Annotated in this window: 15 protein-coding genes and 1 pseudogene; 10 read left to right on the forward strand and 6 right to left on the reverse strand. The window is 58.8% G+C overall.

The window, feature by feature from the left end; all coding sequences use genetic code 11:
• Positions 1-38: 38 nt before the first annotated feature.
• The 4 genes from ACYZTL_RS08370 to ACYZTL_RS08385 all read left to right on the forward strand — a co-directional run bounded on the left by ACYZTL_RS08370 (position 39) and on the right by ACYZTL_RS08385 (position 4,288).
• A complete protein-coding gene (locus ACYZTL_RS08370) occupies positions 39-1,550 on the forward strand; it encodes a purine-cytosine permease family protein (protein ID WP_461951391.1) in 1,512 nt (503 codons plus the stop codon).
• 243 nt (positions 1,551-1,793) lie between these two features.
• Entirely contained in the window at positions 1,794-3,173 is a 1,380-nt protein-coding gene (locus tag ACYZTL_RS08375) for a sodium:solute symporter family protein (protein WP_461951392.1), read from the forward strand.
• Between the two features lie 85 nt (positions 3,174-3,258).
• On the forward strand, positions 3,259-3,984 hold the full coding sequence (locus tag ACYZTL_RS08380; RefSeq protein ID WP_461951393.1) for an MBL fold metallo-hydrolase: 726 nt from the start codon (positions 3,259-3,261) through the stop codon (positions 3,982-3,984).
• A 52-nt stretch (positions 3,985-4,036) separates the two neighbouring features.
• Complete coding sequence (locus ACYZTL_RS08385) at positions 4,037-4,288, forward strand: acyl carrier protein (protein ID WP_461951394.1); 252 nt, start codon at positions 4,037-4,039, stop codon at positions 4,286-4,288.
• 127 nt (positions 4,289-4,415) lie between these two features.
• Here ACYZTL_RS08385 and ACYZTL_RS08390 read toward each other — a convergent pair whose 3' ends face one another.
• Positions 4,416-4,544: a PA1414 family protein gene (locus ACYZTL_RS08390; RefSeq protein ID WP_007914492.1), complete on the reverse strand. Its 129-nt coding sequence runs from the start codon at positions 4,542-4,544 to the stop codon at positions 4,416-4,418.
• Between the two features lie 139 nt (positions 4,545-4,683).
• Positions 4,684-5,577 carry a putrescine utilization regulator PtrR gene (ptrR, locus tag ACYZTL_RS08395; RefSeq protein ID WP_461951395.1) on the reverse strand — a complete coding sequence of 298 codons (894 nt, stop codon included), beginning with the start codon at positions 5,575-5,577 and terminating at the stop codon, positions 4,684-4,686.
• A 103-nt stretch (positions 5,578-5,680) separates the two neighbouring features.
• Here ptrR and ACYZTL_RS08400 point away from each other — a divergent pair, with 103 nt between their 5' ends.
• Positions 5,681-6,862 carry an MFS transporter gene (locus tag ACYZTL_RS08400; protein ID WP_461951396.1) on the forward strand — a complete coding sequence of 394 codons (1,182 nt, stop codon included), beginning with the start codon at positions 5,681-5,683 and terminating at the stop codon, positions 6,860-6,862.
• On the opposite strand, the gene ACYZTL_RS08405 is transcribed toward ACYZTL_RS08400, so the two are convergent.
• Positions 6,807-7,739, reverse strand: a complete 933-nt coding sequence (locus ACYZTL_RS08405; protein WP_461951397.1) for a DMT family transporter — start codon at positions 7,737-7,739, stop codon at positions 6,807-6,809. The two genes, ACYZTL_RS08400 and ACYZTL_RS08405, sit on opposite strands and share 56 nt — an antisense overlap.
• A 65-nt stretch (positions 7,740-7,804) precedes the next feature.
• Positions 7,805-8,641 carry a CvfB family protein gene (locus ACYZTL_RS08410; protein ID WP_461951398.1) on the reverse strand — a complete coding sequence of 279 codons (837 nt, stop codon included), beginning with the start codon at positions 8,639-8,641 and terminating at the stop codon, positions 7,805-7,807.
• Between the two features lie 352 nt (positions 8,642-8,993).
• On the opposite strand from ACYZTL_RS08410, the gene ACYZTL_RS08415 reads away from it, so the two are divergent.
• On the forward strand, positions 8,994-9,182 hold the full coding sequence (locus ACYZTL_RS08415) for a hypothetical protein (protein ID WP_172668627.1): 189 nt from the start codon (positions 8,994-8,996) through the stop codon (positions 9,180-9,182).
• 239 nt (positions 9,183-9,421) lie between these two features.
• Positions 9,422-10,291, forward strand: coding sequence for a DUF6279 family lipoprotein (locus ACYZTL_RS08420; RefSeq protein ID WP_461951399.1), 870 nt, complete (start codon positions 9,422-9,424; stop codon positions 10,289-10,291).
• Between the two features lie 100 nt (positions 10,292-10,391).
• Here ACYZTL_RS08420 and ACYZTL_RS08425 read toward each other — a convergent pair whose 3' ends face one another.
• Positions 10,392-10,781 carry a transcriptional regulator gene (locus tag ACYZTL_RS08425; protein ID WP_461951400.1) on the reverse strand — a complete coding sequence of 130 codons (390 nt, stop codon included), beginning with the start codon at positions 10,779-10,781 and terminating at the stop codon, positions 10,392-10,394.
• A gap of 177 nt (positions 10,782-10,958) precedes the next feature.
• Between ACYZTL_RS08425 and ACYZTL_RS08430 the strand changes: the two genes are divergently transcribed.
• Together ACYZTL_RS08430 and ACYZTL_RS08435 are read left to right on the forward strand one after the other, a co-directional pair.
• On the forward strand, positions 10,959-11,693 hold the full coding sequence (locus tag ACYZTL_RS08430; RefSeq protein WP_461951401.1) for a DUF899 domain-containing protein: 735 nt from the start codon (positions 10,959-10,961) through the stop codon (positions 11,691-11,693).
• 308 nt (positions 11,694-12,001) lie between these two features.
• Positions 12,002-12,220: pseudogene (locus ACYZTL_RS08435) on the forward strand (hypothetical protein); the annotation flags it as partial.
• Between the two features lie 77 nt (positions 12,221-12,297).
• Here the strand turns inward: ACYZTL_RS08435 and ACYZTL_RS08440 are convergent.
• Complete coding sequence (locus ACYZTL_RS08440; protein WP_461951402.1) at positions 12,298-13,644, reverse strand: DEAD/DEAH box helicase; 1,347 nt, start codon at positions 13,642-13,644, stop codon at positions 12,298-12,300.
• A gap of 192 nt (positions 13,645-13,836) precedes the next feature.
• Between ACYZTL_RS08440 and ACYZTL_RS08445 the strand changes: the two genes are divergently transcribed.
• Complete coding sequence (locus tag ACYZTL_RS08445; protein WP_461951403.1) at positions 13,837-15,135, forward strand: mechanosensitive ion channel family protein; 1,299 nt, start codon at positions 13,837-13,839, stop codon at positions 15,133-15,135.
• Positions 15,136-15,165 lie beyond the last annotated feature (30 nt).

Raw genomic sequence — 15,165 nt, forward strand, 5'->3', positions numbered from 1 at the left:
CACGCACGATGAGCGCGCCTTTATGATCGGAGCTGATCATGAATAACAAAAACAACGAAAAAAGCCTTAGCAGCATCGAAACAAACGGGGTCGAACAGATCCCGGACCATGAGCGTGACGCCAGGCCCAGCGATCTGTTTCGCTTGATCTTCGGCGGCGCCAACACCTTTGCCACCGCCGTGCTCGGCAGTTTCCCGGTGCTGTTCGGCCTGTCCTTTCAGGCTGGCGTCTGGGCGATTGTGCTGGGCGTGGTACTCGGCTCGCTGATCCTGGCGCCGATGGGCCTGTTCGGCCCCATCAACGGCACCAACAACGCCGTCTCTTCCGGTGCACACTTCGGCGTGCACGGGCGAATCGTCGGTTCCTTCCTGTCGTTGCTGACCGCTATCGCGTTCTTCTCGCTCTCTGTCTGGAGTTCGGGCGATGCGCTGGTGGGCGGTGCCAAACGCCTGATCGATCTGCCGGAAACCGATCTGACCCTGGGCCTGGCCTACGGCCTGTTCGCGCTACTGGTATTGACCGTGTGCATCTATGGCTTCCGCTTCATGCTGTGGGTCAACCGCATTGCGGTGTGGGCGGCCAGTCTGCTGTTCCTGCTGGGGGTTTTCGCTTTCGCCCCTGCATTCGACAGCCAGTACGCCGGCACCGTAGCCATGGGCCAGGCCGGTTTCTGGGCTGCGTTCATCGGGGCAGCATTGGTCGCCATGAGCAACCCGATCTCCTTCGGTGCGTTCCTCGGTGACTGGTCGCGCTACATCCCGCGTGATACGCCCAAAGGCCGGATCATGGCGTCGGTGATTGCCGCGCAACTCGCCACGCTGATTCCGTTCCTGTTCGGCCTCGTCACCGCCACCATCGTAGCGGTCAAGGCGCCCGACTACATCGCGGCCAACAACTACGTCGGCGGTCTGCTGGCGGTATCGCCGAGCTGGTTCTTCCTGCCGGTGTGCCTGATCGCGGTGATTGGTGGCATGTCCACCGGCACCACCTCGCTCTACGGCACCGGCCTGGACATGTCCAGCGTGTTCCCGCGGGTGCTGTCGCGGGTCAAGGCCACGCTGCTGATCGGTGTGATGTCGATTGCCTTCATCTTCATCGGACGCTTCGCGGCCAACCTGGTGCAGAGCGTGTCGACTTTCGCCGTGCTGATCATCACCTGCACCACCCCGTGGATGGTGATCATGATCATCGGCCTGCTGGTGCGCCGCGGCTTCTATTGCCCGGATGACCTGCAAGTGTTCACCCGCGGCGAGAAAGGTGGCCGTTACTGGTTCACGCATGGCTGGAACTGGCGTGGGCTGGGAGCCTGGATCCCGAGTGCACTGATCGGTTTGTGCTTTGTGAACCTGCCGGGGCAATTCGTGGGTGTGCTCGGGAATCTGGCGGATGGCATCGACATCAGCCTGCCGGTGACCCTTGGCCTGGCCTCGCTGGTGTACTTGGCGCTGCTGAGCCTGTTCCCGGAATCGGCTGCGGTGTTCGGCCCGAATGATTCACGCAGCAAGGGCACGGACCCGCTCGCTAAACCGGCGGTTCGACAAGTCGCCTGATTCAAAAATACACGGTAATGAGGTGCACACCTGTGGCGAGGGAGCTTGTCGGATCGCCGCACCGTCCCGCTCAACTGCGCAGCAGTCGCAAAACAGGCGATTGAGTTTCCCCTGAGGAAACTCGGTTGCAGGATTGGGGCTGCTCCGCAGCCCAGCGGGAGCAAGCTCCCTCGCCACAAAAACACCCCATCACAGCAATGCAATTCAGCCTCACCATAAAAAAGACAATCGGAGACACGCTTCATGGCTTTGGATTTATTCGTCGTACTCATCTACGCCGCCGCGATGCTGATACTCGGCTACTACGGCATGCGCAAGGCCAAGACCAACGAAGACTTTTTGGTCGCCGGTCGCAACCTCGGCCCAAGCCTGTACATGGGCACCATGGCTGCCACCGTCCTGGGCGGCGCGTCCACCGTGGGCACCGTGCGTCTGGGCTACGTGCATGGCATCTCCGGTTTCTGGCTGTGTGCGGCCCTGGGTTGCGGGATCGTGGCGCTGAACCTGTTCCTCGCCAAACCGCTGCTGAAACTGAAGATCTACACCGTTACCCAGGTCCTGGAAAAACGCTACAACCCGATGGCCCGCTCCGCGAGCGCGGTGATCATGCTGGCCTACGCGCTGATGATCGGCGTGACCTCGATCCTGGCAATCGGCACCGTGCTGCAAGTGCTGTTCGGCCTGCCGTTCTGGATCTCGGTACTGCTTGGCGGCGGCGTCGTGGTGATCTACTCGGCCATTGGCGGCATGTGGTCCCTGACCCTGACCGACATCGTCCAGTTCGTGATCAAGACCGTTGGCCTGATGTTCATCCTGTTGCCGATCTGCCTGTACCGCGTCGGCGGTTGGGATGAGTTGGTGTTGAAACTGCCGGAAGCAGCCTTCAACTTCAGCACCATCGGCTGGGACACCATCATCACCTACTTCATGATCTACTTCTTCGGGATCCTGATCGGCCAGGACATCTGGCAACGGGTGTTCACCGTCAAGACCGCCAAAGTGGCTCAGGTCGCCGGTACTTTCGCGGGTGTCTACTGCATCCTTTACGGTCTGGCCTGCGCCCTGATCGGCATGGCGGCTCACGTGCTGATCCCGGACCTGGACAACGTCAACAACGCTTTCGCCGCCATCGTCAAACTGTCCCTGCCGGACGGTATCCGTGGCCTGGTGATCGCTGCTGCACTGGCCGCCATGATGTCCACCGCCAGCGCCGGCCTGCTCGCCGCCGCCACCACCCTGACCGAAGACCTGCTGCCGAAACTGCGTGGCGGGAAACAGTCCAGCCTGCGTATGAACCGCGTGGTCACTCTGTTGACCGGTTTTGTGGTGCTGGGTATCGCACTGGTCGTGAATGACGTGATCAGCGCCCTGACCCTGGCCTACAACCTGTTGGTGGGTGGCATGCTGATCCCGCTGATCGGTGCAATCTTCTGGAAACGCGCCACCACCGCCGGCGCCATCGCCAGCATGGGCCTGGGCTTCGCCGCTGCGCTGGTGTTCATGGTCAAGGACGGTCTGGATGCCAACACCCCGATCTACTACAGCCTGGCTGTAGGTCTGGTGAGCTTCGTTGTAGTCAGCCTGATGTCCCGTCGCCCGGCAGTAGTGGCGAGCGCTATCTAAGCTGAACATAACGACTTGATGCTTTCTTCGACGGGTGTGGCGTCGGTTGCCACACTCGTTTTTTTTCGTCTGGAGAAAACCTTTGATGAAGATTGTTTCTCGCGATCAGTGGTTCGAGGTCAAACAACTCAGCGACGGCATCCGCCTGATTCACGAGCCCTACATCCGCCCTTTCTATCGCTGCAACCTCTGGCACATTCAGGGCCGCGACAAGGACCTGCTGCTGGACAGCGGTTCCGGGCTGGTCAGCCTGCGCGAGCAATTGCCGTGGATCACCGAACGACCGCTGCTGGCGGTGGCCAGCCATTGCCATTTCGACCACATCGCCGGGCATCACGAATTCCCTGAACGCCTGGTGCATCCTGCCGAAGCGGACATCCTGGCGGCACCTGACGGCGAAAACGATTTGAGCCGGGCGTTCGTCGGCGATGACATGTTCGAGGCACACCCGGATTGCCCGTTGTGCTACGCCGAATACCGGGTCAAAGCCGCACCGGCCACCGGGTTTATCAATGAGGGGGATGTGCTGGATCTGGGCGACCGAGTGCTGCAAGTACTGCACACACCCGGACATTCACCAGGCGGCATCAGCCTGTTTGAGGCGGCAACCGAAACCCTGTTCAGCGGCGACATCATCTACGACGGGCCGTTGATCGAAAACGCCTACCACTCCAACCTCGACGACTACGCCCGCAGCCTGCAACGCTTGCGCGAGATGCCGATCCGCACCGTGCATGGCGGCCATTTCGGGAGTTTTTCCGGGGAACATTTGCGCAGCATGATTGACGAGTGGCAGCGCTCGCACGCCTGAAGCCTGCTGTACTCAAGCACAGGGACAACACCAACGCCCTGGAAGAACCCTCATGAAAAGAGCCACCGTGCGTGCCGCTGTGCATCGTTTCATCAGCCGACTGCTGGAGCGTCAGGATGACTTCGACGATTACGCCAGCCTGATGGAATTAGGGTTGGATAAAGAAGATATCGAGGAGCTGATCTTTCATCTGGAAGATGAGCTGGGGTTGACGGCGTTTACGGCGGAGGAAGACCGGTTGCTCAAAAGCGCCAGGACGGCGGATGACTTGAGTCGGTTTTTGATCGAGATAGGAAGGCATTGACCTGAAGATCGCCAAGATCGCCAAGATCGCAGCCTTCGGCAGCTCCTACGGATACGCAAATAATCGCAGCATTTGTGCTAGCCCATGTAGGAGCTGCCGCAGGCTGCGATCTTTTGACCTTGACGTACTACCGACGGCGTTGCTGGCGTCGACGCTGTTCGTCGTCAGTGCGAATAGGCACAGGTTGCAGAGGCGGTTCGATCAAACCGAGTGCGACACCCAGGTCATGCAGCCAGTTTTGGATTTTCTCTTTCATGGTGCCCCCTTCAGGGTAGTGCCGAGCGGCTGAAATTCTGTAGCCCCTTCGCACTGATAATAGTCCGAAGTCCTACGCAATGCTCGGCAAAATCCGCAATGATCTGTTACTGAATTGATCCAAATACCTGACCTATAGCTCAGGCTATTGCCTGCGCCGGAATCGCTTGCGATGGAAAAACCGCCTGTTGCTGCTCGATCCACGCGTTCAGATTGGCCCCGACCATGCCCTTGCGCCACATCAGCCAGGTCGTCGCCGTGGCGAACGGCTCGGCCAACGGGTGCACCGCCACACTTTCGCGGCCCGGCAGACTGGCCAGCATCGACTCCGACATCAGCGCTACACCCGAACCGGCAATCACGCAGGCGAGCATTCCCGGATAGGATTCAATCTCCATCGCCCGGCCCATGGCCGCGTGATCATGAGCGAACCAGGCTTCCAGCCGCATCCGATAGGAACAGCCCTGGCGAAAGGTAAACACCGAGCGCCCCTGCACATCCAGCGCGCTACGCACTGGCGGGTGATCGGCTTCGCTGATGAGCACCAGCCGTTCGTCGCACAACGGCACGCCGTCCAGCCCGGCCAGTTCCAGCGGGCCGTCCACCAGCGCCGCATCGAGTCGACCGGTGAGCAGTCCTTCCAGCAATTCGCCGCTAGGGCCCGACTGCACTTGCAGGTTCACCGCCGGGTACGTGCGGTGATAGCGGGCCAACAGCCCGGGAAGGTGAATGGCGGCGGTGCTGTACATCGTACCCAGCACGAATTCACCGGCCGGTTGCCCGCCCTGCACCGCCGCTTGCGCTTCATCGTGCAAGTTGAATAGCTTCGCGGTGTAGTCCAGCAGGACTTTTCCCGCAGGAGACAACTGCAAACGCTGACGCTCGCGTACGAAAAGTTCTACACCGAGCTGTTCTTCAAGTTGTTTGAGTCGTGTCGACAGGTTCGACGGCACCCGATGCAAACGCTCGGCAGCACGGGTGATCGAGCCCTCTTCCGCCACCGCCTGGAAGATCCGCAATTGGCTGAATTCCACGGCATTCTCCAAATCAGAACAAGTTACTCACTATTATTCACTTTTAAAGAAAGTCAATCAGTCCTAGCCTGACGGTCATTGATCCTCTGCCGGAACTCAGACTATGTCGCCTCTGATTCGCTTACTCGCCAGTTTCATCGCGCTCATGATGGCCATGGGCATCGGGCGGTTCGCCCTCACCCCGCAAATGCCACACCTGCTCAGCGAAGGTCAGGTCGACCTCACGGCCGCCGGTCTGATTGCGGCGGCCAACTACCTTGGGTACTTCGTCGGCGCCGTAGACGCGATGTTTTCCCGTCGTCCCGAACAAGTCCGGCAGCGGCTGCTGGGCGGGTTGTGGCTGTGTGTATTACTCACGCTCGCATCGTTCTGGGCCAACGGGTTCTGGTCGCATCTGTTGCTGCGTTTCGGCACGGGCGTGGCCAGCGCCTGGGTGCTGGTGATGATCACCGCGTTGAGCCAGCCACTGGCCGCGGCAGCCGGTCGACCGCGGCTTGGCGCACTGGTATTTGCCGGACCGGGTTTGGGGATTTTTCTGACGGGATTGCTGGCCTTGGGCTCGAACCTGTTGGGTCAGACCTCCGCAACCTTGTGGTTGGTATACGCCGGCGTCGGACTGGTGATGCTGTTGGGGATTTTGCCATTCCTGCCGCAACCGTCCGCCACCGTGGCAGTCGCCTCCAACGCTGCCGATTCGGGCAACCAGGGGATCGGTCGTTTGGGGGTGATCTACAGCTTGTACGGTCTGGGCTACATCATCCCGGCCACTTTCCTCTCGCAAATGGCCAACGCGCAGTTCCACGGGCAATGGCAAGCCGACCTGTTCTGGCCCTGCTTTGGTCTGGCGTCGGCCATCGGCGTGGTGCTGGTGAGTCTTCGTCGTCACAACCCGAATGCCACCCGTCATTGGCTGATGGCAACGTTGTGGCTGCAAGCGGCCGGTGTGTTCGCCTGCCTGTTGGGCAGCGGGTCAGGCCTGGCGCTGGGGGTGATCCTGTGTGGCACGCCGTTCCTGGCCTGCATGCAGCTGGTGATGCAACGCTCGCGGGAACTCGCCCCCCACGCCACCCAGCGCAATGCCGGACTGCTGACCGCGTGCTTCGCCGTGGGTCAGCTTGCCGGACCGTTACTGGCGGCATTGAGTAGCCATTTCAGCGGCGGTTTGCAGCCGGCGCTGATCGTAGCGGGCAGTGGTTTGCTTATCGCGGGTGGCCTGTTGTTCCGTCCGGTCAGTGTTGGCCGAGGGCTTTGCGTAAACGACGGCGCACCCACTTTTCAGCGCTGACAAACGTGATGCCGAGCAACACCAGCACGGCACCGATGACGAAGTTGAGGCTCAGCGCTTCGCCCAGCAATACCACACCGAACGTGACGCCGAACAACGGCGTCATGAACGAAAACACCGCCAGGTTCGCCGCCAGATAGCGACGCAGCAACCAGAACCAGGTCAGGTAGCTGAAGAACGACACCACCAGTCCTTGGAACAGCACACTCGCCACCGCCACGGTGGTCAGGCTGACGTGAGTGAACTGGCCGCTGAGCATCGCGATCAGCAGCAAACCGACGAAACCGACAATCAGTTGGTAGAACAACGTGAGCGTCACCGGTGCTTCCGACAAGCGCGAAGCACGCACTACCACGGTAGTCGCGCCCCACGCGGCGCCGGCCAAGACGCCAAGCGCATCCCCCATCAACATGCGGCGATCAAGGTTTTCCCACGACACGCCGCCGGCAAACGCGATGGCAATCCCGATGAAGGCGAGGAAAATGCCCAGCCACTGGACGGGTCTTAAACGTTCACTCGGCAACAGCCAGTGCACGCCCAACGCAGTGAAGATCGGCGCCGTATAAAGGAACACCGACATGTGCGCGGCCGTGGTCAATTGCAGGCCTTCGGAAATGAAGAAGAACTCCAGGCCAAAGAGCGCGCCAGCCAGTAGTCCACCGCGCCACGTGTTGCCGACCTGATCCCAGCCGCCCTTCCAGCAGATCAGCAGTCCTACAAGCAACGCAGAAATACCCGACCGACCCGCAGCCTGCATGACCGGCGCGATGTCAGGCGCCGCCCACTTGATCATCACTTGCTGCACGCCCCAGATCAGGCACAAGCCGATCATCACTTGCAGGGCAAACTTATCGGCGCTACGCCGGGTGGCGCTCACCGGAACACCTCGTCAACACAATCCATGGCAGTGACTCGACAGTTAAAGCAAAGGTCGGCGTGCGATCAGCTCAGTTCAATGCGATCGGCATGAATAACGATCTGGCCATTCTTGTACAACGCACCAATGGCTTTCTTGAAGTTGCCTTTGCTGACACCAAACATGCTGGTGATCACCGTCGGGTCGCTCTTGTCGCTCACCGGTAGCGTGCCGTTGTTTTCGCGCAACTTGGCGAGGATCTTCGAGTTAAGGCTGGTGGCGGCTTCTTCACCTACGGGTTGCAGGCTCAGGCTGATCTTGCCGTCGGCCCGGACTTCTTTGATAAAGCCCTTCTCTTCCTTGCCGGCGCGCATGAACTTGAAGATTTCGTTCTTGTGGATCAAGCCCCAGTGCTTGTTGTTGATGATCGCCTTGAAGCCCATGTCGGTGGCTTCGGCAACCAGCAAATCAACTTCCTGGCCAGGGGTGTAGTTGGCCGGGGTCTTGTCCAGATAACGGTCCAGACGCGCCGTCGCAGTGATGCGGCGGGTGTGCTTGTCGAGGTAGACGTGCACCACGACGTACTCGCCTGCAGTCATCTGGCGCTTCTCTTCGGAAAACGGCAGCAACAGATCCTTCGGCAAACCCCAATCCAGGAAAACACCGATGCTGTTGACTTCAACGACTTTCAAACTGGCGAATTCACCGACTTGAACTTTCGGCTTTTCGGTAGTTGCGATAAGTTTGTCATCGCTGTCCAGATAAATAAAAACGTTGAGCCAGTCTTCATCTTCGCTGGGAATATCTTTGGGAATATAACGGTTAGGCAGAAGGATTTCGCCATCCGCACCACCGTCCAGATATAAACCGAAGTTAGTGTGTTTAACCACTTGCAAACTGTTGTAACGCCCGACTAAAGCCATTTCAAATACCCTCATTGCGTGGGCGGCATTCTACCCGTTTTTGCACGCTACGTTCGACGCCCGGCCAGGCGGCTCGAGAAAATCCCTCTGAAGGTCTTAATTTTCCAGGGTTTTATCGGACGCGTCAGGCCACTCGTCAGTCCAGCCTGCGGATCTTTGCCCCTTCCAGTCAGGCAAAAATCCATTTACATCCACCAATGTTCTTATTTAAAACAGCAGCTTACGAGAATATTTCGAATAATAACTTGCGATTAATCCCGCTTTTGTGATGTGTATTTCAGGGGGATATTTACCAAGCAATTGTCAAGTATTTCCTGTACGATGCGTGGCCAAGTTAATTTTCTACAGGTTAATGGCCGCCATGCGTGTAAAAGCATCCAACAGCAAAGCAAAGCCAGCTCCAGCCGTTGAAACCAGCGAATCGATCAACAGCCAGATTGCTGCGTTCCTCAAGTCCGGTGGCGAGATCCAGCAAATTGCCAAAGGCGTCAGCGGCCAGACGTTCGGCCCATCCAAGCAGATCACGCTCGGCAAAAAGTAACACCTTTACAAGACTCCCTCGCGTCACCTGGTCCGTAAGCGCTTTGAGCTTCGAAGCGCTTGGACTGGAACCCTCCCGCAACACCCCATCAAACACATCAATATTTCAACAATCGACGAACGGCATTCGAGCGACAGTCGGGTCACTCTCAAAGCCGAACGCGCGTTCTATTGATCGGCTGAACTGGCAGGCTCATCCTGCGTTCACATGAGAACCTACGCTTTCGCAAGGACTCGCCCATGTCGCGCTGGTTGAAGTGTCTCGCCGTCGTCCTCACCCTCAGTCTCGCCCTCGGCGCGTGCAGTCGCGTGGGCCTGGCCTACCGCAACCTCGACGTGATCATTCCGTGGACGCTCAGCGATTACCTGGACATGAACGGCGAGCAGAAAGGCTGGTTCAACGAGCGCCTGAAAGAACACCTGAGCTGGCACTGCACCACGCAACTGCCGGGTTACCTCGATTGGCTCGACCGCTTGCAGGTGATGGTCGAAACCAACCAGGTCACCGACGCCGCACTGCAAACCCGCACCCAGGAAGCCAAACAAGCCATCGCCCAGACCGCCCGGGAAATCACCCCGTCGGCCATCGAGTTGTTGCAGGGGCTGGATGACAAGCAAGTGGCGGAAATGAACGACGCCTTTGCCAAGGACCAGCGCAAACGCCAGCAGGATTACCTGAAACCGTCCCTCGATCAGCAGATCAAGGAGCGCGGCGCGCGTATGGAAAAACGTTTGAATGACTGGCTCGGCCCGCTGAGCCCGACCCAGCAACAACGTGTCGTCACCTGGTCGAATGCCTTGGGTGACCAGAACACGCAATGGATTGCCAACCGTGCTCATTGGCAGAAGCAGTTCAGTGCGGCGGTTGCGCAGCGTCAGAGTCCAGAATTCCCACAGCGAATCGAGACGCTTCTGGTGAATCGAGAGAGTTTATGGACGTCCGATTACCGCAAGGCCTACGCCAATACCGAAGCACAGGCGCGAAGCCTGTTTGTGGATGTGATGGCCGAGAGCACGCCGACTCAGCGTGAGCGGTTGTTGAAAAAGATTGAAGGGGTGCGCAAGGACTTCAATGATTTGAAGTGTTTGAAGGCAGCGCATCAGAGCTAAGAATCAAAAAGATCGCAGCCACACGGCAGCTCCTACACGGGTTTTGTGTACACCTGTAGGAGCTGCCGAAGGCTGCGATCTTTTTGCTATCACCATGCAATCAGGCAATCTGCGCCATGGACGCCACCTCATCAAACGTCGCTTCATCCAGCGCATCTTCCTGCTCATCCAGCACCTGCCGCGGATGAGCATTGCCCGGAATGCAGCTGTCGATCAGGCTCAACAACCTCGAACCACGCATCGTCAGCATGTAATTCGAACCGGTGCCGCCCTGCTCTTCAGGTCGAGGTTCAATATAACCGCGCGCCAACAGTAACTTTTCATACTCGCCGGCCACCGCTTTCAGGTGATCCAGGTTTTCAGTCTGCTCGCCTTCCGTGGCTTTCTCCGCTGCGTATTGCTCGGCATAGGGCCGTGGCGTGAAGCTGGGTGCTGCGTTTTGCACCTCGTGCAGCAAGCGCTCAATCAAATCCCAGTTATAAGTCGTCATCCTGTTCAACCTCCAAAACCCGTGAGTGTGATGGCCTTCATCAGTTGTGACCGGCGATGCGCGCAGCCGTTCAGCGCAGGTTTTGAACGGCGCTGAACGGAGGGATGTCGAATTCGGCACAGGTCAAACGACAAGGTTGTGTCAGTCACCTCCCAGCATTGCGCAGGAGAAAACCCGATGAACGTTCAGAACCATCAAGTCGTATCGCGAGAAGAATGGCTCGCCGCCCGCAAACAACACCTGGCCCACGAAAAAGCCTTCACCAAGGAACGGGACAAACTCAGCGCCGAACGCCGCGCCATGCCCTGGGTAAAAATCGACAAGGACTATCGCTTCCAGGGCCCCGACGGCGAGCTCAAACTGGCCGACTTGTTCGACGGTCGCAGTCAGTTGGTCATCTACCACTTCATGTTCGCCGACGGCTGGGACGAAGGCTGCCCCGGTTGCTCCTTCCTGTCCGACCACATCGACGGTGCAAACCAGCATCTGGCTCATCATGACGTCGCAGTGGTGGCGGTTTCCCACGCACCGTTCGCCGAATTCCAGGCGTTCAAACGGCGCATGGGCTGGAAATTCGATTGGGTGTCGTCAGCAGGCTGCGATTTCAACTACGACTTCGGCGTCTCGGCCCGGGCAGAAGATGTCGCTGCCGGCAAGGCGACCTACAACTACGAAAAATCCGACAGTGCCGAGGAAGAACTCCCAGGCCTCAGCGTGTTTTATCGCAACGAAGCTGGCGATATTTTTCACACCTACTCAACCTATGCCCGCGGCCTGGACATGCTGGTCGGCGCCTACAACTACCTCGACCTGACGCCCAAGGGCCGTAATGAAGAGGAAATCATGGAATGGGTAAGGCATCACGATCGGTATGAAGACAAAGCATCTTCTAGCTGCTGCCACGGTGGATAGATCGCTTCGCGAGCAAGATGGATGTCATTGGTAGACGCTTGCGAGCGCAGCAGACTACGCGGTGAAATGAAAACGGGCGACCTGAAGGTCGCCCGTCTTAGCTTGTGCTGTCGCTTACAACGGCGCGGCTACTTCACCGGTATATAAGAATATCCCTTCACCATGGCTTTCCCTTCCTTCGCATCCGGTCAATTGACGGACTCGTTATCAACCCGTTGCGTGACCAAAAGATGCCTGCGCGCTGAACTTTCCCCTGACCTCAACCCTCAACCGGATAACCCGCCTTAACCGGAACCGAAGCCCTCTCCATGAAAACCCTGTTGAAACTTACCCTCGCCGCCACCCTCGCTTGCGCCCTCCCCGCCTGGGCCTGTACGCCGGAGGAAGCCACTGCCAAGCGCGAACAGTTGGCCAAGGAAGTCGCCAGCCTCACGGAGCAGAATCCGGCCAAGGCCAAGGAAATAAATGCTGAGTTGCAGAAGATGGATCTGGGCACGGCCAGCAAGGATTTGCCGGTCCAATGTAGGAGCTGCCGAAGGCTGCGATCTTTTGACGTAAAAAAACCCGGACACTGTCCGGGTTTTTATTGGGTCGCTATCGACGCTTACTCAGCCGCCGGCGCTTCCGGCTTGCGGCGCTTGAGCGGCGCCATGCCGTCCTTGCTGACCAGCGACAGGGCGTCGGTCTTCGGGCGGTTGGCGATTTTGCGCTTGGTCGGTGCCTTGGCGCCGGTTTTCTTCTTCTCGCCCTTGGCGTCGACCTTTTTCTTCTTCACGCCAACGGCTTTACCCGAGGCCTTGACCTTTTTCGGCCCGCCGTAGGTGCCTTTGACTTCCTTGATGGTGCGGCGCTCGAAGCTCTGCTTGAGGTAGCGCTCGATGCTCGACATCAGGTTCCAGTCGCCGTGGCAGATCAGCGAGATGGCCAGGCCATCGTTGCCGGCGCGGCCGGTGCGACCGATGCGGTGAACGTACTCGTCGCCGCTGCGCGGCATGTCGAAGTTGATCACCAGGTCGAGACCGTCAACGTCGAGGCCGCGAGCGGCGACGTCGGTGGCAACGAGGATTTTCACGCCGCCCTGTTTCAGGCGATCGATCGCCAGTTTGCGGTCTTTCTGGTCCTTGTCACCGTGCAGGACGAACGCTTTGTATTCCTGCGCCACCAGGCGGCCGTAAATGCGGTCGGCCATGGCCCGGGTGTTGGTGAACACGATGGCCTTCTGATAGGTCTCGTTGGCCAGCAGCCAGTTCACGATCTGCTCTTTGTGCTGGTTGTGGTCAGCGGTGATGATCTGCTGACGAGTGGTCGCATTCAGATCGCTGACGTTGTTCAGCTGCAGGTGTTCCGGGTTGTTCAGAACCTTGGCGACCATCTCGCGCAGGCCCGAACCACCAGTGGTGGCGGAGAACAGCATGGTCTGCTGACGGTTGGTGCACTCATCCACCAGACGCTGCACGTCTTCGGCAAAGCCCATGTCGAGCATGCGGTCGGCTTCGTCGAGGACCAGCACTTCGACTTCTTTCAAGTCGAGGTTGCCGGCGTTCAGTTGCTCGATCATCCGCCCCGGCGTGCCGATCAGGATGTCCGGCACCTTGCGCAGCATGGCGGCCTGGACCTTGAAGTCTTCACCGCCGGTGATCAGGCCGGACTTGATGAAAGTGAACTGGGCGAAGCGCTCGACTTCCTTGATGGTCTGCTGGGCCAGCTCGCGGGTCGGCAGCAGGATCAGGGTCTTGATGCTGACGCGGATTTTCGCCGGGCCGATCAGACGGTGGAGGATCGGCAAAACGAAAGCAGCGGTTTTGCCGCTACCGGTTTGCGCTGTCACCCGCAGGTCACGCCCTTGGAGCGCCAGCGGAATAGCCGCTGCTTGCACAGGCGTTGGCTCGACAAATTTAAGCTCGGCCACGGCTTTGAGCAGGCGTTCGTGCAGGGCGAATTGGGAAAACACGGGTGCTACCTCGAAGAAATACAAAAAAACAGCTGCATAGGGTAACGGTTTCGAGCGCCGAGGCCGAGTTTCTTTATGCAAACGACCGCAAACAGTGGCTTTTTTGTTGCGTCTTTAGTCCTTAAACGTCATCCAAAGCGTCTTAAATGCTCTAATCGCCCCGACGCGTCCTATAGAAGAACGGTTTTACCCATGGATATCAAACAGCTCTGGCTCAACGTCCAAGACCTTTGGGGTGCGCTCGACCAGCACCCACTCATGCATTCCAGTCTAGGTCTGCTTTTATTACTGTCGGTGGCGCTGGCCCTCGGACGAGTGGCGCGCTACCTGATCCTGCACGCGACCAAAATGCTTGGACGCCAACCGGCGTTGCACTGGGTCAACGACTTTCGGCAGAACAAGGTGTTTCACCGTCTGGCGCAGATGACGCCGTCGCTGGTGATCCAGTTCGGCCTGCACCTGGTTCCGGAACTGAGCAAAACCGCGCTGATCTTCCTCGGTAATGTGGCGCTGGCCTTCACGATTCTGTTTCTGGTGCTGGCGATCAGCGCCCTGCTCAGCGCCTTGCTGGACATCTATGCGCGCACCGAACATGCCCGCACCCGCTCGATCAAAGGCTATGTGCAACTGGCGAAAATGGTCTTGTACGTGTTTGGCGCGATCATCATCGTCGCCACGTTGATCGACCGCTCGCCGCTGTTGCTGCTGTCGGGTCTGGGCGCCATGTCGGCGGTGATTCTGTTGGTCTACAAAGACACCCTGCTGTCGTTCGTCGCCAGCGTGCAGTTGACCAGCAACGACATGCTGCGGGTCGGCGACTGGATCGAGATGCCGCAAGTCGGCGCCGATGGCGATGTGGTGGACATCACGCTGCACACGGTCAAGGTGCAGAACTTCGACAAGACCATCGTTTCGATTCCGACCTGGCGCCTGATGTCCGAGTCGTTCAAGAACTGGCGCGGCATGCAGCAGTCGGGTGGGCGACGGATCAAGCGCAGCTTGTTCATTGATGCCAGCGGTGTGCGCTTCATCCGTGATGACGAGGAGCAAAAACTGTCCCAGGTGCATCTGCTGACCGACTACATCAGCCGCAAACAGGCTGAACTCAAGGCGTGGAACGAGGCTCAGGGCAACGTGGCGGCGATGTCGGCCAACCGGCGGCGGATGACCAACATCGGGACCTTCCGCGCCTATGCGCTGGCGTATTTGAAGAGTCACCCGGAGGTCCAGCCGAACATGACCTGCATGGTGCGGCAGATGCAGACGACGGCGCAGGGGATTCCGCTGGAGATCTACTGCTTTACGCGCACCACGGCGTGGGCGGATTACGAGCGGATTCAGGGGGATATTTTCGATTATCTGCTGGCGGTGCTGCCGGAGTTTGGGTTGAATCTTTATCAGCAGCCGAGTGGTGGGGATCTGCGCGCCGGGTTGCTCCCGGCGGTACTAGGCGCAAGCCACATTCCCGAGCCCGAAAAACACGTCATGTAGGAGCTGGCGCAGCCTGCGATCTTTTGATCT

This window comes from Pseudomonas sp. LB3P81 (genome assembly GCF_054897965.1).

Coding starts and splice junctions, on each gene's coding strand:
- ACYZTL_RS08410 (WP_461951398.1), bottom strand. CDS start 8,641: ATGGCTTTAGTCGGGCGTTACAACAGTTTGCAAGTGGTTAAACACACT.
- ACYZTL_RS08380 (WP_461951393.1), top strand. CDS start 3,259: ATGAAGATTGTTTCTCGCGATCAGTGGTTCGAGGTCAAACAACTCAGC.
- ACYZTL_RS08430 (WP_461951401.1), top strand. CDS start 10,959: ATGAACGTTCAGAACCATCAAGTCGTATCGCGAGAAGAATGGCTCGCC.
- ACYZTL_RS08390 (WP_007914492.1), bottom strand. CDS start 4,544: ATGAAAGAGAAAATCCAAAACTGGCTGCATGACCTGGGTGTCGCACTC.
- ACYZTL_RS08375 (WP_461951392.1), top strand. CDS start 1,794: ATGGCTTTGGATTTATTCGTCGTACTCATCTACGCCGCCGCGATGCTG.
- ACYZTL_RS08415 (WP_172668627.1), top strand. CDS start 8,994: ATGGCCGCCATGCGTGTAAAAGCATCCAACAGCAAAGCAAAGCCAGCT.
- ACYZTL_RS08400 (WP_461951396.1), top strand. CDS start 5,681: ATGTCGCCTCTGATTCGCTTACTCGCCAGTTTCATCGCGCTCATGATG.
- ACYZTL_RS08445 (WP_461951403.1), top strand. CDS start 13,837: ATGGATATCAAACAGCTCTGGCTCAACGTCCAAGACCTTTGGGGTGCG.
- ACYZTL_RS08370 (WP_461951391.1), top strand. CDS start 39: ATGAATAACAAAAACAACGAAAAAAGCCTTAGCAGCATCGAAACAAAC.
- ACYZTL_RS08385 (WP_461951394.1), top strand. CDS start 4,037: ATGAAAAGAGCCACCGTGCGTGCCGCTGTGCATCGTTTCATCAGCCGA.
- ACYZTL_RS08420 (WP_461951399.1), top strand. CDS start 9,422: ATGTCGCGCTGGTTGAAGTGTCTCGCCGTCGTCCTCACCCTCAGTCTC.
- ACYZTL_RS08425 (WP_461951400.1), bottom strand. CDS start 10,781: ATGACGACTTATAACTGGGATTTGATTGAGCGCTTGCTGCACGAGGTG.